Origin of the sequence: Hymenobacter baengnokdamensis (assembly GCF_008728635.1) — a bacterium.
Classification (GTDB): Bacteria; Bacteroidota; Bacteroidia; order Cytophagales; family Hymenobacteraceae; genus Hymenobacter; species Hymenobacter baengnokdamensis.
Window position 1 is genome coordinate 1,865,093 of the sequence record NZ_CP044285.1, and the last position, 20,539, is coordinate 1,885,631.

Consider the following 20,539-nt stretch of genomic DNA (forward strand, 5'->3'; position numbering starts at 1 on the left):
AAAAATACGACCGAAGGCGGCCTGTTTAATGGCCAGGCCCCGGACCAAATACCCTGCCGATTGTTATTTCCGAAAAAAGTCAAGCCTATGCCTTCATCCAAGCCTCAACCCCTGCCCGAAGTATGGCTGCGCGGCCCTCTGCCTGGCGTGCCGCCGCTGCTCCAGCCGGTAGCCCACGCGCTGCTGCAGGCCCGCGAGGAAATAGCCGAAATAATGGCCGGCTTTCCGGCCGGGAAGCTGGCCGAACGGCCGCTGGGGCTGGCTTCAGTGGGCTTTCACCTGCGGCACCTGGCGGGCGTGCTCGACCGCACCTTCACGTACGCCCGGGGTGAGGCGCTAACTGAAAGTCAGCTAGCCTACCTGGCTGCCGAGGGCCAGCCACCCACGCACTTGGGTGCCGCCCTGGAGCTGACGCAGGCATTTGATAGGCAGGTAGACAAGGCACTTGCCCAACTCGTGGCTACTGCCGAAGGCACACTGCCCGAGTGGCGCGGCGTGGGTCGGGCGCAGCTGCCGAGCACCGTTATGGGCTTATTGGTGCATGCCGCCGAGCACACCACGCGCCACGTGGGGCAGCTGCTGGTGACGGCGCGGGTGGTAACCAGCTAAAGCCGAGCCAGCCGCTACCCGCTGTTCACGGGTAGCGGCTTTTGCCAACTGCTTACTTCGTTCTCGGCTTGGCGCGCTCGTACTGTACGGGCCAGGCTGCTTCGGCGCCCAGCTCGTGCGCCGCGCGCAGCGGGAAGTAGGGGTCACGCAGCTCCTCGCGGGCCAGCAGCACGAGGTCGGCCTGGCCGTTGGCTACAATAGCCTCCGCCTCGGCGGGCGTGGTGATGAGGCCGACGGCGCCGGTCGGTACGCCGGCTTCGCGCCGGATACGCGCGGCAAACTCAACCTGGTAGCCGGGCCCGACCGGAATCTTGGCCGTGGCTACGTTGCCGCCCGTTGAGCAGTCAATCAAATCTACCCCTTGGTTTTTGAGAAGAGCAGCCAGCTGCACCGACTCGTCGGCCGACCAGCCGCCTTCGGCCCAGTCGGTAGCCGAGATGCGCACCAGCAGCGGCAGGCTCTCGGGCAGCACCTGGCGCACGGCAGCCACCACTTCGAGCAGCAGGCGAATGCGGTTTTCAAACGAGCCGCCGTAGACATCGGTGCGCTGATTGCTGAGCGGCGACAAAAACTGGTGCAGTAAATAGCCGTGCGCGGCGTGCAATTCAATCACTTTAAAGCCCGCCGCCAGCGCCCGCTCGGTAGCGCTGCGGAAGTCGGCAACGACTTTTTGAATGCCGGCTTGCGTGAGCGCCATCGGCTGCGGGTAGTTATCGGTAAAGGCTACCGCGCTGGGTGCTACCACCGGCCAGCCGCCTTCGGCCACGGCACCGCTGCCTTTCCAGGGCGCGTAGGTGCTGGCTTTGCGCCCGGCATGGGCCAGCTGCACGCCCGGCACGCAGCCCTGGGCTTCTATAAAGGAGTTGATATGCTTTAAAAACCCTATGTGCTCATCTTGCCAGATACCCAGGTCGTCGGGCGTGATACGGCCCTCGGGCGAGACGGCCGTGGCCTCCACAATGATAAGGCTGGCCCCGCCCACGGCCCGGCTGCCCAGGTGCACGAAGTGCCAGTCGTTGGCAAAGCCATCTACGGCGCTGTACTGGCACATGGGCGATACCACAATTCTATTCTTAAGCGTGAGGCCGCGCAGACTAAGCGGCTCGAACAATGCAGGCATAAAATACTGGTAAATTGATGATTAGTCAGTGATTGATAGGCGAAAAACAAACTGCTGAAGTTACTAAAAGCCCCTGACTATTCTTCCCTAACCGCAAACTGTTGCCCCCGGTTGCCACGGTTGGGCTTACTCGCCGTTCGGCAACACTTTACGCCTTCGGGTACGTACAGACAGGCCACGCTAACAGCTCAAATACAGTAAATTCACTATGTTTCAGGAAAATTCCACCGCGGCGGCCCTCGACCAGATGGCCGCCCAAACCCAGGCGGCCACCAGCTGCGATACCTCGCGCCGCCAGTTTATCAACCATGCCGGGCGCGGCCTGCTGGCGGTAGGCGTGGCCACGGCCTTGCCGCTGGCCTCGGCCGAGGCCGGCGACCTTGGCGGCCTCGGCCTGCCGGCCGCCACTGGTCCGCTCGATGTGAAGCTGCCATCGCTTTCGGCCCCCACCGACCCCAAGTCGGAAGACCCGTTCAACCCCGATGCGCCCGACCGGCGGGTGGGCTTTGCCATTGTGGGCCTGGGGCGGCTCGCGCTCACCGAGATTTTGCCCGCCTTTGGCAAAAGCAAGCATGCCCGGCCCGTGGCGCTGGTGAGCGGCGACGCCGATAAGATGAGCAAAGTGGCGCAGCAATACGGTATTAAGGCAAGCAGCTGCTACTCGTACCAGACCTACGACAATCTCAAAAACAATCCTGAAGTCGAGGTTATCTACATTGTGCTGCCCAATGCGCTGCACCACGAATACACGCTACGCGGCGCCAGGGCCGGCAAGCATATTCTTTGTGAAAAGCCAATGGCGACGTCGGTCAAAGAGTGCGAGGAGATGATTGCGGCCTGCCAGAAAGCCGGCAAAAAGCTCATGATTGCCTATCGTATCCAGTACGAGCCGCTCAACCGCATGGCGCAGAAGGCGGTGCGCGAAAAAACCTACGGTACTACCAAGCTCATCCAGATGATGAACTGCCAGAATGAGGCCCACGACCAGCAGTGGCGCCACAAAAAGGCGCTGGCCGGCGGCGGCTCGCTGCCCGACGTGGGTCTGTACTGCCTCAACACCACGCGCTTTCTGCTGGGCGAAGAGCCCACCGAAGTTTCGGCCCAGATTTATAGCACGCCCGGCGACGACCGATTCAAGGAAATCGAAGAGAATGTGAGCTTTACCCTGCGCTTTCCCAGCGGTGTTATCTCGCAGTGCATAAGCGGCTACGGCACATTTAATGCGAAAAGCTATGCCGTGCACGCCGAAACGGGCACCATTAAAATGGACCCGGCTTTCTCTTATAATGGCCTGGCCCAGGAGCGCGAGCATGCCCCCGGCGGCAAGCAAACCACCGAAAAGCCCAGCAATCCCGGCAAAGACCAGTTTGCCCTCGAAATGGACCACATGGCCGAGTGCGTGCGCCAGAATAAAACGCCTTACACCCCCGGCGAAGAAGGCCTGCAAGACCAGCGCATTATGGAAGCTATCTATCAGTCGGCCAAAGAAAACCGGCCCGTAAAGCTGACCATTGGCGTGGGTAAAACGGATGCCTTCCGCGGCACGCCGCCTAGCGAAGAAGCCAGCTAGCAGCGGCCCATACCAAGCGAAAGCCAGGTCTGAAGCCGTACAGGATTAACCCGGCTTCCAGGCGCCAGAGATAGTAAATAATTGATAATAGTTATTTGCTATCCCTGGCGTCTGTATTTGTATTAAGGCGATAGCCAAGCGTGGCGCTTACGCTCCACATCGCCCCGGCGTACTGAAGTAAATGAGTATTGCCGCGTACCTGCCAGCCCAGCGTGTCCTCATAATAACCTGTTCCTGCAGCCTGACCGGTCAGCGTCAGGGTAAGTCGTTGCTGACGGACACCAGCCTCCAGATAGCAGAGAAAACCGTCGTTGCCGTTTAAAAAAGAATCGCTTGCGGTGCCATATTTCAGCGAAGACTTATAGCTGAGTGTAAAGCTGTGGCCCGCGCCGATACCCCCAAAAAACTGGCGCTTTCGCTGGCTTAGTGCCGAGAAAAAGCGCAGTCCTACGCGTAGCTGAGCTTGTGTACCCAGCCACTCGTAGCTTCCCGCTGAGGTAGTAGGGCTGGCCGCAAATTCCTGCTGACTCCCAAATCGGTTGAGCGTTGCCTCGCTGTGCAGCGCCAGTACGCGCCCGGCATGTAGCGCATCGACATACAGACCACCCACTGGGTGTAGGCGGTGGTCAAGGTTAAGACCATTCAGACTCGAAGCTATACTAGTGATGTCATAGTTACTCAGGGCAAAACTATTGAATTGTATTCCGCCCAATACGCCAACGTTCCAGGCCATCTTGGTTCCAGGTTTGGTGAGCGAATACGGAGTGCTGCCCAGGCTATGACTGGCCGAGCACTGCTGGTTGTAGGCCTGTACCACCCTCACCAGACCTTCAGCCGTAAAGGGGGCGTGCTCAGCTGCTTGTACAGCGGCGGCGCAATCGCCGAAGTACAGTTGAAGCTGACCCACATAATTATTGCCATTCATAACGCTGACGCCGTTTTTACCCAGGTAGAGGCGTTCGGTCAGCTCCAGGTAGCTGGCGGTTTCCCGCCGCACGAAATAATGGGTGGCGCCCATTCGCTCCACGCGCAATAGCGAAGCCGGCCCTTCTACCAATACCTCGGCAAAAAGCGGGGTGTATTTCTGGGAAATGCGCATGCCCCGTGTGAGCTGATTGGTGCGCGTTTCGGCATACACATCAAACAGAAAGATATCGTAGAGAAATTGCCGGCCGCTGGCCAGGCAGAGCTTTTGTAGCTGCTCTGGCTTGTAGCCGACGATAGCGCCCGTTGTAGTTGGCCGGAAATGCACCTCCTTCGGGCTGATTTCCCAGAATCGATTCTCAATTTCGCCCCGTAGAGTATCGCCGTTGCTTACTATTAAATAACCGGGCTCGAAGGACTGCGCCCGCGCTGAGCCAGCCAGTAACAGGCAGCTAATCAGGAGTATTGTTTGACGTATCAAGTAGGTATATAGGTAAAATCAGAGCGCTAGCTCTGAGGGAGATAGCCAGGTGAAAATGCGTCACTACCGGCGGCCGTTGCTGCAAATTGTCCGGCTTCTTTGGGCAGCCAAGTTAGCTACCAAACTAGTATATAGTTGATTCCTGCGTAAGCTGTGGCCAAGCAGCCAACGTTCCGGTCGGCCAGCGGTTATAAGGCGATAGGGCGTGCTACCGACTTTGTATTACCCATTAACCAGCCGCTCTTGTCAGAAGCCAATGCGCACCGTCGTTAAAAAGCACCGGGCCGTAAACGCCCCCATCGCCGACCTGGTCACTTACCGGGCAATGCCCACGCAATCAGTCGAGTATATCGACCCGTTCCTGTTTTTGAATCACCACGGCCCGCAGGTTTACCAGCCCCGAAACAACGGCCTGCCCTTTGGCCCGCACCCGCACCGGGGCTTCGAAACAGTTACGTTTATTCTGGAAGGCGATATTCTGCATAAAGATAGCAGCGGCCACGAGAGCGTGATTGAGGCCGGCGGCATTCAGTGGATGACGGCCGGCTCGGGCCTGATTCACGCCGAAGTTTCGTCCAACCAGTTCAAGCAAACGGGCGGGTCGCTGGAAATTTTGCAACTTTGGGTAAACCTGCCGGCCAGGTACAAGATGACCGAGCCACGCTACATCGGCTTGCAGCAGAATGAGATACCAGTTGCCACGCCGGCGGCCGGCGTAACGCTGCACGTTGTGTCGGGTAGCTGGGGCGGCACGGCCGGGTCCGTGCACCCGCTGGCTGACATAGCCCTGGCCTGGGCCGATTTTAGCGCCGGAGCGGTTATTACGCTGCCTATTGCGGCCAGCCGCAGCATCTTTTTTTACGTGGTGCGCGGCAGCGTGCGCGTTAATGGCACCGAAGCCTTTGCCCGCGAGCTGGTCGAGTTCAGCTACGATGGCGAGGAGCTGGCTATTGAAGCCCTGACCGACAGCGTGTTGCTGCTAGGCCATGCCCAGCCGTTTGGCGAGCCCGTAGTTTCAGCGGGGCCATTTGTGATGAACACGGAGAGCGAAATCCGGCAGGCCTATGCCGATTATCAGCAAGGAAAGTTTGGTAGCTGGAAAGGGTAAAGTATTTGCACCCGACCAGCTTCATTTGCTGAATTGGAATTTCTGCCTACCTTGCTGCCCAATTCGACCAGTATCATGTTCGCTGCCCGCTATTATTTTGGTTACTTCTATTTTACGCCGCCCGCGTAGAACGAGTCGCCATGTAGCTAAACCAGTGAAAGTTAGCAGCGCCACTCGTTCCGCGAGTGGCGCTTTTTTTATGTTTTTTCCGCCCGGCCCATTTCAAGGTCAGCCAGCAGCTTATCATTCATTACGTCTCACTCATAGCTAAAATGCGCGTTGCTATTCAGGGGTTTAGGGGGAGTTTTCACGAAGTGGCGGCCCGCCAGTATTTCGGCAGTACGCCGGCGCTAAATGCCTGCGCCACCTTCGGCGAGCTGGTGGCCCAGGTGGCTGACGGCCGCGCCGATGCCGGCCTCATGGCCATAGAAAACTCACTGGCAGGCAGTATTTTACCTAATTATCTGCTGCTGGAGCGGTCCGACCTAATTATAACGGGCGAGGTGTACCTGCCTATTCAGCAGCACCTGCTGGCGCTGCCCGGCACTGCGCTACCCGAGGTGCGGGCCGTGCATTCGCACCCGATGGCCTTGCGGCAGTGCGGCGATTACCTGAGCCGGTTTCCGCAGTGGCAGCTTGTCGAAACCGAAGATACCGGCCTCAGCGCCCGGCTGCTGGCCGAGCGCCGCCCGCCCGGCGTGGCCGTGGTGGCCGGGGCGCAGGCTGCCGAAGCTTTTGGTTTACACATCCTGGCCCGGTCCATCAACGACGACCCGAATAACTATACCCGTTTCTTGGTAGTAGAGCGCGCCGCCGCGGCTCAACCGGTGGCCCGGCCCGACAAGGCGTCGTTGTATTTCTATACCTCACATGCGCCGGGCCAGTTGGCGCGGGTACTCACGCTGGTAGCCAGCCATAGCCTGAATCTGAGCAAGCTGCAGTCGTGCCCGCGCCCCAGCCAGCCCTGGCACTACGGGTTTCACGCCGACGTGGAATTCGAAGCTCCGGCCCAGCTGGCAGCACTGCTGGCTGAGCTGCCGGCCGTGACGGAGGAGCTGCGGGTGCTGGGTGCCTACCAGCGCGGCAGCATGGTGTTTGGAGAGGAGCTCGCAAATGAGCGCCAGGCAGACCGAAAGGAAGCATCTCGCTTGCAGCTCTAACGCTCTGGTCTGCATGACTTTCTTTTTTAGTATATAAATCCGATGACTATCACCACCGCCAGCCGCCTGGCCCACACCGGCGAATACTACTTCTCGCGCAAGCTGCGCGAGCTGGCTGCCCTCAACGCCGCCGGGGCCAATATTATCAGCCTGGGCATCGGCAGCCCCGATTTGCCCCCGCACCCGAGCGTGGTGGCGGCCTTGGCGGCCACCGCCAGCCAGCCTACGTCCCACGGCTACCAGAGCTACCAGGGCACGCCGGCCCTGCGCCAGGCAATGGCGGGCTTTTACCAGACACATTATGGTGTGGCGCTCGACCCCGCTACCGAAGTACTGCCGTTGCTGGGCTCAAAAGAAGGCCTAATGCACATCGGCATGACCTTTCTGGAAGCCAGCGATACGGTGCTCATTCCCAACCCCGGCTATCCAACCTACCGGGCCGTGGCCGAAATATGCGGGGCCGAGGTGCGGGAATACGACCTGACGGCCGCCACCGGCTGGCTGCCCGATTTGGAAGAGCTGGCCCAAAGCGACTTGAGCCGGGTGAAGATGATGCTGGTGAACTACCCCCACATGCCTACCGGTACGCCGGCCAGCCCGGCGTTTCTGGCCCGGCTGGTGGCGTTTGCCAAAATGCACAATATGATGCTGGTGCATGATAACCCGTACGGCTTTGTGCTGAATGAGACGCCGCCCATGAGCCTGCTGGCCGTGCCTGGCGCCCGCGAAGTAGCGCTAGAACTGAATTCTTTGAGCAAGTCGCACAACCTGGCTGGCTGGCGCGTGGGCATGCTGGTGGGCCGCGCCGACTGGCTAACGCAGGTGCTGCGCTTCAAAAGCAATATGGATTCGGGGATGTTTCTGGGGATTCAGCAGGCGGCCGTGGCCGCGCTGGCGCTCGGTGATGATTGGTTTGCGGAGCTGAACGCCACGTACCGGGGCCGCCGCGAGCTGGTGCGCGAGCTGCTGGCGGCGCTGGGCTGCGAAGCCGCACCGGGCCAGACGGGCCTGTTCGTCTGGGCCGCCGTGCCGCCGCACTATACCGATGGCTACGCCCTGAGCGACGCCGTGCTGGCCGAAGCGCGGGTGTTTCTGACGCCCGGCGGCATCTTCGGCAGCAATGGCAACGGCTACGTACGGGCCAGCCTCTGCCAACCCGACAGCGTGCTGCGCGAGGCGCTCGAACGAGTTAAAAATCACTAGAAGAATGACAGCTATCACTATCATCGGCTTAGGACTTATCGGCGGCTCGCTGGCCCTCAGCCTGCGGCAGCATGGCCTGGCCGACCGGCTCATTGGGGTAGAGGCAAATCCGGCCTCGGCGCGTCGGGCGCTGGAGCTGGGCCTGGTTGACGAAATCGACTCCGGCCTGGCGGCGGCCGTGGTGGCCGCCAGCCTCGTCATCGTGGCCGTGCCCATGGATGCCATGCTCACGGTGTTGCCCCAGGTGCTCGACATTATTTTTGATAATCAGGTAGTTATTGATGTTGGCTCAACGAAAGGCAGCCTGCTGGCGGCCGTGGCGAGCCACCCGCGCCGGGGCCGCTTTGTGGCTGTGCACCCGATGGCCGGTACCGAGTATTCGGGCCCCGATGCGGCTGTGCGCGGCTTATTCGAGGGTAAAACCCTGGTGGTCTGCGATGCCGAGGCCAGTGACCCCGATGCCGTGCAAGTGGTTGAAACACTATTTCGGGCGCTGCCCATGCGGGTGCTGCACCTCGGCGCGGCCGACCACGACCTGCACACGGCCTATGTGTCGCACATCTCGCACCTGACGTCTTTTGCGCTGGCCCTCACGGTGTTGGAGAAGGAGCGGCGCGGCGAGCAGCGCATCTTCGACCTGGCGGGTGGCGGCTTTGCCTCCACGGTGCGCCTGGCCAAGAGCGCGCCGGCTACCTGGGTGCCCATCTTCCGCCAAAACCGCGAAAACGTGCTCGACGTGCTCGATGAGCACCTTTTGCAATTGAATAAGCTGCGCGAGCTGCTGGCTGGGGAAGACTACCCCGGCCTTACCAGGCAGCTGGAGCACGCCAACGAAATAAAAAAAATAATTCCGTGAAAATGTAGCGTGGACTCTGCGAGTCCGCGACGAGCGCAGCGAGTATCGTCGCCTGCCTGCTACTTAACGCCATTCAATTATCATTCACCGGTGCGGCCGACGATACTCGCTGCGCTCGTCGCGGACTCGCAGAGTCCACGCTACATTTTCTTCCTTTATGTTCAACGACCTGTTCAACCGCAAGCCCGAGGATAAGCCCTTCCTCATCTCCGGCCCGTGCTCGGCCGAAACCGAAGCCCAGGTACTCGAAACCTGCCAGCGCCTGGCCGCCACCGGCAAGGTGCAGGCCTTGCGCGCCGGCATCTGGAAGCCCCGCACCAAGCCCGGCGGCTTCGAAGGCGTAGGCGCCAAAGGCCTGCCCTGGCTTAAGAAAGCCAGCGAGCTAACCGGCCTGCCGGTAGCCGTGGAAGTAGCCACGGCCAAGCACGTCGAAGACTGTCTGGCCTTCGGTGTCGACCTGGTGTGGGTGGGCGCACGCACCACCGGCAACCCGTTTTCGGTGCAGGAAATTGCCAATGCCCTGCGCGGCGTGGATATTCCGGTGCTGGTCAAAAACCCCATTCACCCCGAGCTGGAGCTGTGGATTGGAGCCATCGAGCGTCTGCAAAAGGCTGGCTTGAAACAGGTTGGAATGATTCATCGGGGCTTTTCGAGCTACGGCAACACCGACTTCCGCAACGCGCCCATGTGGCACCTGCCCATCGAGATGAAGCGCCGGCTGCCCGAGCTACCCATTCTCAACGACCCCAGCCACATCTGCGGGCGGCGCGATACGCTGTTTGCCGTGGCCCAGCAGGCGCTCGATTTGGACTTCGACGGGACGATGATTGAGAGCCATATCGACCCCGACAACGCCTGGAGCGATGCCAAGCAGCAAATCACGCCTGAAGTGCTGGGTCAGCTCATTCACGACTTGGTGTGGCGCCACGAAACCACTGACAAGCAAGAGTTTCTGAGCGCACTCGCCGGCTTGCGCGAGCAAATCAATAACCTCGATGCGGAGGTTATTCAGCTGCTGGGCCGGCGCATGGCCGTGGCTGAAAAAATCGGGCAGTACAAAAAGGAAAACGACATCACCATCCTGCAAACCGGCCGTCTGAATGAGATTCTGGAGCGCAGCAAGCGCCAGGGCGCGCAAGTGGGCCTGACGGCCGAGTTTGTGGAGCGCTACATGGAAGCCGTTCACCTCGAGTCGGTTATGCGCCAGGAGAAGGTAATGAACGGGTAAGCTGACATTCGTAGCGTATTTTTCAGCCATGAAACTAACTATCCGCTTTATTACCCTGGCTTTTGGCCTGTTACTCGCTGCCAGTGCCCAGGCGCAGCACCTGCCCAAGGCGCAGCACGAGCTGCTGGCTACGCCTGCTACGGTGGCCTGGGGCTACTACGACGCGGCGGCCCAGCCGGTGCTGCGCATTAAGTCGGGCGAAACGGTGCAGGTGCACACCCTGCTCACGTCGAGCCCCACGCGCCTCGAAGGCGCGGGCGTGGCCCCGGCGCAGGTCGAGCAATCGCTGCGCGATATATATGATAAAGTAACTAATAAGGGGCCGGGCGGGCACATCCTCACCGGGCCGATTTTTGTAGAAGGAGCCGAGCCCGGCGATGTGCTTGAGGTACGCATCAAAGCCATAGAATTAGCTATTCCTTATGCGTACAATGGGTTCGGGCCGAAAAGCGGCTTTATTCCGGAAGACTTCGGCTACGCCAAAATGAAGATTATTCCGCTCGATAAGAAGCGGATGGTAGCCGATTTTGCGCCGGGGATTGAAGTGCCGCTGCACCCGTTTTTTGGCAGTATGGGCGTGGCGCCGCCGCCGGCCGCGGGGCGCGTGAATAGTGCGCCGCCCGGGATGTTTGGCGGCAATCTCGATAACAAAGACCTAGTTGCCGGTACCACGCTTTACCTGCCGGTGAGCGCGCCGGGAGCCTTATTTTTCGTGGGCGACGGCCATGCCGGCCAGGGCAACGGCGAGGTCGATATTACGGCGCTGGAAACCTCACTGGTTGGCAACCTGGAGTTTATTGTGCACAAAGACATGCACCTGGCCATGCCCCGTGCCGAAACGCCGACCCAGTACATCAGCATGGGCCTCAACGAAGACCTGACGCTGGCGGCCAAGCAGGCAGTGCGCGAAATGATTGATTTCCTGATGAAAACCAAGGGCCTGACGAAAGATGACGCCTACATGCTGTGCAGCGTGGCCGGCGACCTCAACGTGACGCAGGTGGTCGACGGCACGCGCGGCGCGCATATGCTGCTGTCGAAAAGCATTTTCGACAAGAAGAAGTAGAGTGGAAGTAGCGTGGACTCTGCGAGTCCGCGCGTGAGAACGTTGTTCAACGAAGCAACCCGCGGAGTCACAGAGTCCACGCTACTTCCACCCTATTTGCCTGCCAGGAACTTCCCGATATTCTCGTTCAAAAACTTAGCGTCGGCCGGGTTGCTGGCTGCGCCGGCCGTGTGGCCCCACAACGACGGAATGGGCAGCAGCTGCACGCCCGGAATAAACGCCGCTTCGTAGCGCGCATCGCCCACCGGAAAGTACAAGTCGGTTTCGGAAGGCATGTAGAGGAGCGGCACTTTGATACTACGCAGCGCCTTTTCTACATCTCCGCCGAAGCCGGGCGTGGTGCCTACGTTGTGGTATTCCCAGGTGCGCATCTGGGCGATGAGGTCGTTGGCATCGGCCCCTGGAATAAAGTGGGTCCGGAAATTATTGAGTACCTGCTCGAAGGTGGTGCCGGGCTTCTCATCAGTGCGCCACAACTCCCGGCGCCACCACTCCTGCGAAAAGAGCCAGCCCGTCCAGACGGTGGCAAACGCCTCCAGGCCCTTGGTGGGCGGGGCGGTATAGTCGCCATTTTTAAACGCCTCATCGGCGGTGAGGGCCGCAATCTGGCCCTCCAGGCGCACCACGCCGTGCGGGTAGTTCTTGGCCGTACCCGAAGTCGCTACGATGCGGTCGGCAAAAGTCGGGTAGCTCACCGCCCACTGAAACGCCTGCTCGGCACCCATCGAAAAGCCGATAAGGGCGCGCAGGTGCGTTATCTTCAGTTCTTTGGTAAGCAGCTCATGCACTGCCTGCACGTTGTCGCGAATAGTCATCACCGGGAAGCGCGGCCCGTGAAAAGGCTCGGGCGTATTGCTGGGCGAGGAAGAGTGCCCGTTGCCAAACAGCTCGGTCGTGACCAGGAACAGCTTCGTGGTATCCAGGCATTTGCCGGGACCAATCAGCCACTCGTAGCCGCGGTGCCCGGCCATGTAGTGCGAGGGCAGCAGCACGGCATTGTCGCGCTTGGCATTGAGGTGGCCGTAGGTGCCGTAGCCGACCAGGGCTTTGGGTAGCACCGTGCCGCTCTCGGTTTTAAAATTAGCGAGCGTAAAAAAATGGTGCGGCACGCGGTCGGCCGCCGGCTTGGTTTGGGCTGCGGCGGAGAGACTGGCTACGGCGAGGAAGAGAAGTAGGAGATGGCGCATAGGGAGAGAAGGTAAAAATTTAAAGCAAGAACGTCATGCTGCCCGCAGCATGACGTTCTTTAATCTTAGTAGTAGGTTAGCTTACTTCAGCGCCAGAATCTGCTTCAGCTCGGCTGGGCTAACCGTCAGCAGCCCCACTTTGGGCAGGCGCTCGGTGAGAATGCGCCAGTTGGGCTCCTGCTGGAAAATGGGCTTCAATAATGCCAGCGCGGCGGGTACCTGCTGCTTATTGGCCAGCGTGATGGCGTGCCAGTACTTCATTTCCAGGTTTTTAGGAAACATATTTTCGGCGGCCTGATACTCCTGAATGGCTTTGGGCATGTCATTCTTTTCTACTGCCAGGTCGCCGGCGTTCATGTGGTCGTAGGCGCGGTGCAGGCTCAGCAGGCGGCGCAGCTCTACGAGCGGCTTGTCGGCATCGTCCACGCGCAGGTCCACGAGGCGGTCGGCCCAGGGGCCTTCGGTGGTGGTGCCGCGCACCACAAGCAGCGCGGCCGACTGCCGGCCCCGGATATCGCCGCCGGCGGCCTGGGCCGCGTCGAGGGCGGCCAGCACGCGCTCGGCCAGGGGCAGGGTGGCATTGGCTTCGTAGGCTTTGGCCATCGCGCCCCATACCGTGTTGTTCAGCATCATGTTGGCCTGGACGGAGAACTGCGCGCCCTGCTGGTGGCCGGCCATATCCACGCATTTTTTGCCGGTGTGGGTAGCCACGCGGCCCTGGTTGTCGAGAATAGCGACCTGGCGCACGTCGCGGCCTTCGTCGGCGGCTAGCAGCTCGTCGAGCGCCTGCTGGGCCGACTTGCCGCTTTTCAGCAGCGCCAGGCCGCGCAGGCCAAACGACTTATTGGTAAACGATTGCGTGGCCACTACGCCCACGCCCGCTTCGCCCCAGCTTACCGAAGTGCCCACCGAAAACCAGTGGCTTTGCACGGCCACGGCCATTTCGCCGGTTTTGGGGTCGCGGGCCACGATGCTGAAGGTGTGGGCCAGCGGGTCGGTGGCCGAGTAGATGGATTGCGCGGCGGCCAGCTGGCCCAGCAGCAGCGCCGCCAAGAAGGGTAGAAGCTTGTGGAGCATACGAAAGGTTGAAGAAAAGCGAATGTAGCTAGCGTAGCCCGTCCTAAACACAGCAGCCCCCCGGCCTGGTGGGCCGGGGGGCTGCGTGGGGAAAAGCAGTCCAGCTACAGTGGCTGGATAACTGGCTAGGCTTAAAAGAGTTTATTCCACCGTCAGGCGCTGGCTAAACAAGCCGGCGTTGGTTTGCAGCCGCACGGTGTAGAGGCCCTGGGCTACGCCGGGCAGGCGCAGCGAGCGTACCGTTTCGGCGCTGGCCGGCAGGGTTTGGCGCAGTATAGTCTGGCCCAGCGCGTTCAGTAGCGATACTTCCACGGCTTGCTGGCCGAAGGTAGCCGGCAGGCTCAGCGATACCCGGCCACCGGTGGCCGGATTGGGATAGAAGAAGATAGCCGCCGTAGCGGCGCTGGCCGCCTTGGTGCCCAGCGTGGTGTTCTTAATATAGTCGCGCAGCCATGTCAGCGCCGGGCGCTCGGTGTTGTCGGAGTTGGCCAGGTAAGCGCCCTGCGCCGTGCGCCAATGGCCCACGCGGTAGCCCCATAGCGTCACGCCCTTCACGGCCGGATGTTCCCAGAAGATGGGAAATACGCGCTGATACTCAGCCAGCTGCACGGCATCACTGTTGTTGCCATTGGCATCGAGGGCATCCGAGTCGTATTCCGTGATGTAGAGCGGCACGCCGGGCGCGGCCAGCAGGTCGAGATTGGCTTTGAGCGTCGTTGCGGAAGTCGATTTCGTAGAAAACGCGTGGCCCTGAATCCCAACCCCATCGATAAGGCTGAGCGCCTTTAGCTGGGTGATGATGCGCACGTACGTCTGGGCAGTGTTGCCGTCGTTTTCGACGCTGTACTCGTTGAGCATCAGCTTCGCGCTGGGGAAGTACTGCCGGGCGAGCTGGAACGACTTGATAATCCAGTTGTACTGGGTAGTGCCGTCGGGCAGGCTAGTGGTGCCGCCCAGCGCATTGAGGTAGGCGCCGCCGGCCGGGTCATCGGTGCCGGCCGTTGAGCCCACCGTTACCTTGCCCGTGGGCGGCGTGTGAATCGGCTCGTTGACTACGTCAATAAAATCAATTTTTTTACCGGCAAAGTGGTCGGCCACCGCCTTATACCAGTTGTTAATTTCGGTCAGCTGGTCGGCGTCCGACAAACCCTTGAGCCAGGTTGGCTGCTGAGCGCCCCACACCAGATTGTGCAGGCGGAATACACCCCCGATTTTAGCGCAGCGGTTGTAGGCACTGTCCAGGTCGGCCCAGTTGAAGGTGCCGCGCGTTGCTTCCACGCTGCCCCACTTGCCGCCGTTTTCGGGCGTTACCGAGTTCCAGTACTTTGTAAAATAAGGCGACTGCGCGGTGCTGTAAGCGCAGCCGAGGTACTTGGGCTTGCCCGTAGCCAGCGCCGGGCCAGTGGGCACGAACACTACGGGCGGAGTGGCCGAGCCCGGCGTACCGGCATCAAGGTTGGCCACGGTAAAGTATAGTCCCTTCTTGCCAAATACGAACTTATCCAAGTCCAAGCCGTCTTCCCGCGCGCCAACCTGAAACGTCTGCGTCAGGTTGCCGGCCGTCACCGTGAAGCTCACCAGCGCCGCGCCCCCAAAGCTGTACTGCGACAAGTCTACCCACTTCCATACGCCCGTGGCGGCACCGCCGGCGCCATCAACCACGGCCGTAGCGCTGGTGTACCCAATGTTAAACAGGTTGTTGCAGTTTACCCAATCGCTGCCCGTAACCGGGCTCTTCGTGCCGAAGCTATTGGCGTAGTAAAAGCTGTCGTCGTTGGCCCCGTTGGGGCCTACCCGAATGCGGGCGTACAGGTCATAAGTACCGGCCTCCGGAAAAGTAACCGTGTAGCTCAGCACGCGTGCCGCCGTGGCGGGCGCCGACCCACCTACGCCGCCACCCGGCGCGGTGGGGGCGGTGTAGGCCGCTACATCGGTTAGGGTAGTGGCGTAGCTGATGGTCGGCGTGGTGCCCGAGGCCGCAATGGTGCGAAAGGCCCAGTCGCCGGTACTTGCGCCGGCCACGGGGGTGGCCGGGTTGGTGGAGGTGCCGCTTTCGGCCTCCACTACCACGGGGGCAGCCTGGGCCAGGACGGTAAAGTGACTGCCGAGCGCAGCCACCAGCGCAAGTAGTATGCGTTGAGGTTTCTTCATAGCGAAGAGGTTTGGGGGTGGGAAAAGGAAGGCGCAAGGCGAACCGATAGCCTGCTGGCGGCCCGGCCAATAGCTAAAGTTAGAGCGGCGCTCGTTAGAATAAAACCCTGTTTATTAGCTAAATAGTTAATAAAATGCTGCAAACGTTTGTGATAGCAAAGGCAAACGTTTGTGATAGGTGTCGATGCCAGAATTTTATTGTCAGCTGGTTATATGACAGGTTGGGTGCTATCTGTTGGCCACGAAAAAGGGTGCCGGCAAACGCCGGCACCCTCACGAAGTTAGTAATATTATGAATATTATATATACTACCAGATAACTGCCCGGTCGGTCGCCGTGCGCGTCATCTTATCGCCTTCCTTGCAGCCAAAGGCCGCCTGAAACTGCGGCATGTTCATAATCGGCCCGATGGTGCGGTACTGGCCCGGCGAGTGCGGGTCGGTCTGAATCTGCTGGCGCAGGGCTTCGGGCCGGATGTTGGTGCGGCGCAGCTGCGCCCAGCTCATAAAGAAGCGCTGCTCGGGCGTGAAGCCGTCGTAGCGGGGGCGCGGGCCGTTACCGTAGCGCTGCTGGAGCTGTTTTTCGAGCGCCCCGTACACGATGGTGAGGCCGGCAAAGTCGGCCAGGTTTTCACCCATCGTCAGCTTGCCATTTACGTGCACCGAATCGAGGGGCGAGAAGGCGTCGTACTGGCGGCCCACCACGGCGGCGCGCTTGGTAAACTCGGCCGCGTCCTGGGGCGTCCACCAGTCGCGCAGATTGCCGGCGGCATCGTACTGCCGGCCCTGGTCGTCGAAGCCGTGGGTCATCTCGTGGCCCATCACGCCGCCGATAGCGCCGTAGTTTACGGCATCATCGGCCTTGGGGTCAAAGAAGGGCGGCTGCAAGTAGCCGGCCGGAAACACAATCTCGTTCAGCGGGGGGTTGTAATAGGCATTGATGGTGGGCGGCGTCATGCCCCACTCGGTATGGTCGACGGGGCCACCAAAGCGGGCGGCCTCGCGGCGGCTTTCCCAGAGGCGGGCGGCCAGGATATTCCTGGTGTACGATTCGCGGCTGATATTCAGAGCCGAATAATCCTTCCACTTATCGGGATAGCCGATTTTTACGCGCAGAGCATTCAGCTTTTTTAATGCTTCGGCCTTGGTAGCGGCGCTCATCCAGGTATTGGTCTGAATGTGCTCGGCCAGGCTGGCCTTTACGTTGCCAACCATCTCCAGCGCCTTCTTTTTCGCTTCGGGCGAGAAGGCCTTGTCCACGTAAAGCTGGCCAAATGCCTCGCCAATGGTGGCATCGGTAGCGGCCTGCACGCGCTTCCAACGAGTGGTTTGCTGCTTAGCGCCGGTCAGCACTTGGTTGTAGCGGAAGCTGGCTTCGACGTAAGCGGCCGGCAGCGTGGCGGCTACCGAACTCACCAGGTGCCAGCGCATATAGGTCTGTAAGTCGGCCAGCGGCTCTGTTTTGAGCAGGGCATTTACTTCGTCAAAAAACGCCGGCTGTCCCACAATCACTTCCTGCGCCTTGCCCAATTGCATATCGGCCAGCAGCCTGGGCAGCTGCACGGCGGGGTAGCGCTGCGCGGCGGCTGGCAGGGTCATCTGGTTGTAGTTGGCCTGCGGGTCGCGCAGCTCTACGCGGCTGCGCGAGGCCTGCGCCAGTCGCTTCTCGATGCGCTCGACGGTGGCCGCGTTGCGCTGCGCCGTGGCCGCGTTGTCGCCCAGCAGGCCAAATACCTGCTGCATGTAGGTCTGGTAAGCCGCGCGGATTTTCTGCGTCCGGGCGTCGTCTTTCAGGTAGTAGTCGCGGTCGCCCATTGTCAGGCCGCCCTGGTCGAGGCCAATGACGTAGCGCGTCGTATTCTTTTCATCTACCTGCACCCCGCTCCGGAAGAAGGCGCCCGTACCCAATTCCTGCTCGTGGGCCACGAGAGCGGGCAACTCGGCGCGGGTTTTGAGGGCCGCAATGCGGGCCAGCTCGGGCTTAAGCGGCGTGATGCCGGCTTTTTCGATGGCTACCGTGTCCATGGCAGCGGCGTAAAAGTCGCCTACCTTCTGCGCGTTGGAGCCAGGTGCGGCGCTGCGGTTGGCCGCTGCCTCTTCGAGTATCTGCTTAAGCGTGGCCTGGGTGCGTAGGCCCAGCAGGTTGCGCGGTCCCCAGCTGGTGGCGTAGCTGGGCACTGGGTTGGCCTTGAGCCAGTTGCCACCCGAAAACTCAAAGAAATCATCGCACGGCGATACCGAGCGGTCGAGGTCGGCCATGTCAAGTCCTACGCCCTTGGGGTCGGGCGCGGCGGCCGGCGCGGCAGTGGGTGTAGTGGCCGCCGTGGGTGGTGCGGCGGGGTGGCTGGTGGCACAGGCAGCTAGCGTAAGCAGGCTGGCGGCCAGCCACGGGCGGGAAGCAGGAAGCGGCATAACAGAGCAAAAACGTGGGTAAACGTTTGGCAAGTTAAGCGTCCGGCGCAGAGCAGGAAGTTTGGGTGCCAGCGGGCACTATAGCTTGCTACAGTTGGCTACCTCCTGGCCGCTTTAGAAGGGATATCCGATAGCCAGATTCAGGCGGCCGGTCTTGCTATCCGGTGTGCCGTAATTAGCCCGCAGCGGGATGGCATAGTCGAAGCGAATGACAAAAAACTGCACGTCGATGCGTAGGCCGGCGCCCGTACCCACAGCCAGCTGGTTTAGAAACTGGCTGGCCACAAACTGCCCGCCCGGCCGCTGTGGGTCGTTATTTACCAGCCAGATATTGCCGGCGTCCATGAATATAGCGCCTTTCACATAAGGGAAGAGGTCCTGGCGATACTCAATGTTGCCTTCCAGGCGCAGGTCGCCTACCTGGTCGTAGTAGCTGTTCACGATATCGGTGCCGCTGGGCTTGTACGAGCCGGGGCCAATCTGCCGCGCCGCAAAGGCCCGGATGGAGTTGGGGCCGCCAATGCCGTACTGGCGCAGGTAGGGCAGCGAGCCGCCCGATGAGTTGCCATATGGCAGGCCCAGCCCAATTTGCAGGCGGCCCACAATGCGGTTGCCCGAAGTAGGGTTGGGGCTGATGCGGTAGTATTCGCGCAGCTCCAAATCGAACTTAGCATATTGGGCAAATGGCTGGTTGGCAATCGTATAATGTTCGGTTGGCGACTTGGTACCCACCGTAGCGCGGCTGATGGCGTTGGCCAGGTTGCCACTCACCTCGGCCTGGCCCTGAAAGAAAATCTGCTGGCGACGCTGCTCCAGCACCTGCTGGTTGTAGGTGTAGCGGTACGACGAGGCCAGGATAAACTGCGACTGGTAGGCCTGGCGCAGAAAGGGCTTGGCCTTGAGCACCGAGTCGAAGGCCGCGCTGCTCGTGAAGGCGTTGTACTCCACATCGACCAGCTTCAGCTCCTGCTCGTTGGTAATCTTGGTTTTCCAGCTGTAGCCGTAGTTGAAGTTGTAGCTGGTGGTGCTAAAATAGCCCGAGCGCGATACGTAGCGCACGCCCGCCCCAAAGTTGGTGCGCGGCTGAAAATCGGAGCTAACCAGGCGGGGGTCGAGAAAAGGGAGGTGTGGTGCAATAAGGCGCGGCACAATAAGCTGAGCATTAATACCAAACTCGTTGGAGATAAGGCCGGTATTGCTGCGGCTTTCGGCCCCGGCCGGCGCGCGCGTCGAGGTTTCGGTCGAGGCTACGCCATTGATAATGAGCTGCTCGGCCCCGCGCAGGGCCGAGCGGTTGCGGTAGCTCACGATGAGGCCGGGGCCGGTAAAGCCGTTGCTTTTGCTCACCAGCTGCAATTCGGCCCGCACGCTTTTCTTGCGCAGCTGGGTCATGAGCACGTCCGAGTCGAGGCGGGCGCGGCCAGCCGAATCACCGGCCGTTGAGGGCCGGAACTTGATTTCGACAAACCGAAAAGTGCCCAGGCTCATGAGGCGCGACAGCGTCTGGTCGCGACGCTTCTGCCGAAACAGGCTGTCCGGGTACAAAAACACGGCCCGCGTAATGGCCCGCGCCCGAAACACACTCTCATCCGGGTAATACAGATACTTCTGAAACCGCACCGGCTCACGGTGAATGGTGTCAGTCAGCATGTAGTTCGTATTCAGGCTGATGGTGTGCAGCCAGTACGGCCGGGTAGCCTTGGCCGGCGCTTCGGGCTTTACCTTATAATAAACGTTTACCTTGCCCCGCAGCGTGCTATCGACCTGGAACAGCAGGTAGTTGGGATTGAAGTAATAGTAGCCCTCGTTCTTAAGGGCCAGGTCAATTCGCACCCGCTCATTGGTCAGCACGTCGAGGTCGTAGGGGTCACCCGTTTTCAGCAGCGTGCCCGCCTGCGTGCCCCGGATAGCCTTGTCAATCAGCGTATCACGGTCAGGAAAATGAATATCCTGAATGATATACTGCTGGCCGGGGCGGGCGGTATAGTTTAGCTGGGCAGTGTTAGCTTTCGTAACTACTTCGCTCGTTACGGCGCCGTGAAAGTAGCCCCGGTTCTGGAGGCGGTTTACCATCAGGTTGCGGGTATTCTGGGGCTGCGCCTGGCTTAAGAGCACGGGTGCCTCACCAAACTTATTGGCCAGAAAATGCCCGATTCCCTTTGACTTCCCCACGCCCAGGTGCCAGAAAAACAGCTTGGGCCGCTGGCCTAAAAACGAAAAGTTGGGCTTGGGCCGCTCCAGCGTGGTCAGCTCGGCTTGCAGCGCCTTCTGGTTTTTGAGCTTGGTAGGCGAGTCGATAAGAACCTTGCTGCCGGTATAGAGCTTCTGGCCTTCGGGTATGTAGCGCAGCCCCGAGCAGGAGGTAGCCAAAATCAGCAGGAAGAGAGA

General features: G+C 60.5%; 15 protein-coding genes. 8 read left to right on the forward strand and 7 right to left on the reverse strand.

What is annotated here, in order from left to right:
- Positions 1-87: 87 nt before the first annotated feature.
- A complete protein-coding gene (locus F6X24_RS07965; RefSeq protein ID WP_151087498.1) occupies positions 88-609 on the forward strand; it encodes a DinB family protein in 522 nt (173 codons plus the stop codon).
- Between the two features lie 52 nt (positions 610-661).
- Here F6X24_RS07965 and F6X24_RS07970 read toward each other — a convergent pair whose 3' ends face one another.
- Positions 662-1,729: an NADH:flavin oxidoreductase/NADH oxidase gene (locus F6X24_RS07970; protein WP_151087499.1), complete on the reverse strand. Its 1,068-nt coding sequence runs from the start codon at positions 1,727-1,729 to the stop codon at positions 662-664.
- A 208-nt stretch (positions 1,730-1,937) separates the two neighbouring features.
- Between F6X24_RS07970 and F6X24_RS07975 the strand changes: the two genes are divergently transcribed.
- The gene (locus F6X24_RS07975) at positions 1,938-3,299 is read left to right on the forward strand and encodes a Gfo/Idh/MocA family protein (protein ID WP_229725427.1); all 1,362 of its coding nucleotides are present in this window, start codon (positions 1,938-1,940) and stop codon (positions 3,297-3,299) included.
- Positions 3,300-3,390: 91 nt separating this feature from the next.
- Here F6X24_RS07975 and F6X24_RS07980 read toward each other — a convergent pair whose 3' ends face one another.
- Positions 3,391-4,437: a hypothetical protein gene (locus F6X24_RS07980; protein WP_151087500.1), complete on the reverse strand. Its 1,047-nt coding sequence runs from the start codon at positions 4,435-4,437 to the stop codon at positions 3,391-3,393.
- Between the two features lie 523 nt (positions 4,438-4,960).
- Between F6X24_RS07980 and F6X24_RS07985 the strand changes: the two genes are divergently transcribed.
- The 6 genes from F6X24_RS07985 to F6X24_RS08010 all read left to right on the forward strand — a co-directional run bounded on the left by F6X24_RS07985 (position 4,961) and on the right by F6X24_RS08010 (position 11,325).
- On the forward strand, positions 4,961-5,812 hold the full coding sequence (locus F6X24_RS07985) for a pirin family protein (protein ID WP_151087501.1): 852 nt from the start codon (positions 4,961-4,963) through the stop codon (positions 5,810-5,812).
- 272 nt (positions 5,813-6,084) lie between these two features.
- Positions 6,085-6,972 carry a prephenate dehydratase gene (locus F6X24_RS07990; protein ID WP_151087502.1) on the forward strand — a complete coding sequence of 296 codons (888 nt, stop codon included), beginning with the start codon at positions 6,085-6,087 and terminating at the stop codon, positions 6,970-6,972.
- 42 nt (positions 6,973-7,014) lie between these two features.
- Positions 7,015-8,175, forward strand: coding sequence for a pyridoxal phosphate-dependent aminotransferase (locus F6X24_RS07995; RefSeq protein ID WP_151087503.1), 1,161 nt, complete (start codon positions 7,015-7,017; stop codon positions 8,173-8,175).
- A gap of 4 nt (positions 8,176-8,179) precedes the next feature.
- Entirely contained in the window at positions 8,180-9,031 is an 852-nt protein-coding gene (locus F6X24_RS08000; protein WP_151087504.1) for a prephenate dehydrogenase, read from the forward strand.
- A gap of 157 nt (positions 9,032-9,188) precedes the next feature.
- A complete protein-coding gene (locus F6X24_RS08005; RefSeq protein ID WP_151087505.1) occupies positions 9,189-10,259 on the forward strand; it encodes a chorismate mutase in 1,071 nt (356 codons plus the stop codon).
- A 28-nt stretch (positions 10,260-10,287) separates the two neighbouring features.
- Entirely contained in the window at positions 10,288-11,325 is a 1,038-nt protein-coding gene (locus F6X24_RS08010) for an acetamidase/formamidase family protein (protein ID WP_151087506.1), read from the forward strand.
- Between the two features lie 92 nt (positions 11,326-11,417).
- On the opposite strand, the gene F6X24_RS08015 is transcribed toward F6X24_RS08010, so the two are convergent.
- The 5 genes from F6X24_RS08015 to tamL all read right to left on the reverse strand — a co-directional run bounded on the left by F6X24_RS08015 (position 11,418) and on the right by tamL (position 20,521).
- The gene (locus F6X24_RS08015; protein ID WP_151087507.1) at positions 11,418-12,512 is read right to left on the reverse strand and encodes an alpha/beta fold hydrolase; all 1,095 of its coding nucleotides are present in this window, start codon (positions 12,510-12,512) and stop codon (positions 11,418-11,420) included.
- An 81-nt stretch (positions 12,513-12,593) separates the two neighbouring features.
- Positions 12,594-13,589 (reverse strand): DUF1028 domain-containing protein, encoded by a 996-nt coding sequence (locus F6X24_RS08020; RefSeq protein ID WP_151087508.1) that lies wholly within the window; start codon positions 13,587-13,589, stop codon positions 12,594-12,596.
- A gap of 141 nt (positions 13,590-13,730) precedes the next feature.
- Positions 13,731-15,740, reverse strand: a complete 2,010-nt coding sequence (locus F6X24_RS08025) for an endo-1,4-beta-xylanase (protein WP_151087509.1) — start codon at positions 15,738-15,740, stop codon at positions 13,731-13,733.
- 308 nt (positions 15,741-16,048) lie between these two features.
- Positions 16,049-18,151: a M13 family metallopeptidase gene (locus tag F6X24_RS08030; RefSeq protein WP_151087510.1), complete on the reverse strand. Its 2,103-nt coding sequence runs from the start codon at positions 18,149-18,151 to the stop codon at positions 16,049-16,051.
- A gap of 114 nt (positions 18,152-18,265) precedes the next feature.
- Positions 18,266-20,521, reverse strand: a complete 2,256-nt coding sequence (gene tamL / locus F6X24_RS08035) for a translocation and assembly module lipoprotein TamL (RefSeq protein ID WP_191906512.1) — start codon at positions 20,519-20,521, stop codon at positions 18,266-18,268.
- Positions 20,522-20,539 lie beyond the last annotated feature (18 nt).

Excerpts from the sequence above, each read along its gene's own strand:
- F6X24_RS07965 (WP_151087498.1), top strand. The coding sequence starts at position 88 with ATGCCTTCATCCAAGCCTCAACCCCTGCCCGAAGTATGGCTGCGCGGC.
- F6X24_RS07970 (WP_151087499.1), bottom strand. The coding sequence starts at position 1,729 with ATGCCTGCATTGTTCGAGCCGCTTAGTCTGCGCGGCCTCACGCTTAAG.
- F6X24_RS07975 (WP_229725427.1), top strand. The coding sequence starts at position 1,938 with ATGTTTCAGGAAAATTCCACCGCGGCGGCCCTCGACCAGATGGCCGCC.
- F6X24_RS07985 (WP_151087501.1), top strand. The coding sequence starts at position 4,961 with ATGCGCACCGTCGTTAAAAAGCACCGGGCCGTAAACGCCCCCATCGCC.
- F6X24_RS07990 (WP_151087502.1), top strand. The coding sequence starts at position 6,085 with ATGCGCGTTGCTATTCAGGGGTTTAGGGGGAGTTTTCACGAAGTGGCG.
- F6X24_RS07995 (WP_151087503.1), top strand. The coding sequence starts at position 7,015 with ATGACTATCACCACCGCCAGCCGCCTGGCCCACACCGGCGAATACTAC.
- F6X24_RS08000 (WP_151087504.1), top strand. The coding sequence starts at position 8,180 with ATGACAGCTATCACTATCATCGGCTTAGGACTTATCGGCGGCTCGCTG.
- F6X24_RS08005 (WP_151087505.1), top strand. The coding sequence starts at position 9,189 with ATGTTCAACGACCTGTTCAACCGCAAGCCCGAGGATAAGCCCTTCCTC.
- F6X24_RS08010 (WP_151087506.1), top strand. The coding sequence starts at position 10,288 with ATGAAACTAACTATCCGCTTTATTACCCTGGCTTTTGGCCTGTTACTC.
- F6X24_RS08015 (WP_151087507.1), bottom strand. The coding sequence starts at position 12,512 with ATGCGCCATCTCCTACTTCTCTTCCTCGCCGTAGCCAGTCTCTCCGCC.
- F6X24_RS08020 (WP_151087508.1), bottom strand. The coding sequence starts at position 13,589 with ATGCTCCACAAGCTTCTACCCTTCTTGGCGGCGCTGCTGCTGGGCCAG.
- F6X24_RS08025 (WP_151087509.1), bottom strand. The coding sequence starts at position 15,740 with ATGAAGAAACCTCAACGCATACTACTTGCGCTGGTGGCTGCGCTCGGC.
- F6X24_RS08030 (WP_151087510.1), bottom strand. The coding sequence starts at position 18,151 with ATGCCGCTTCCTGCTTCCCGCCCGTGGCTGGCCGCCAGCCTGCTTACG.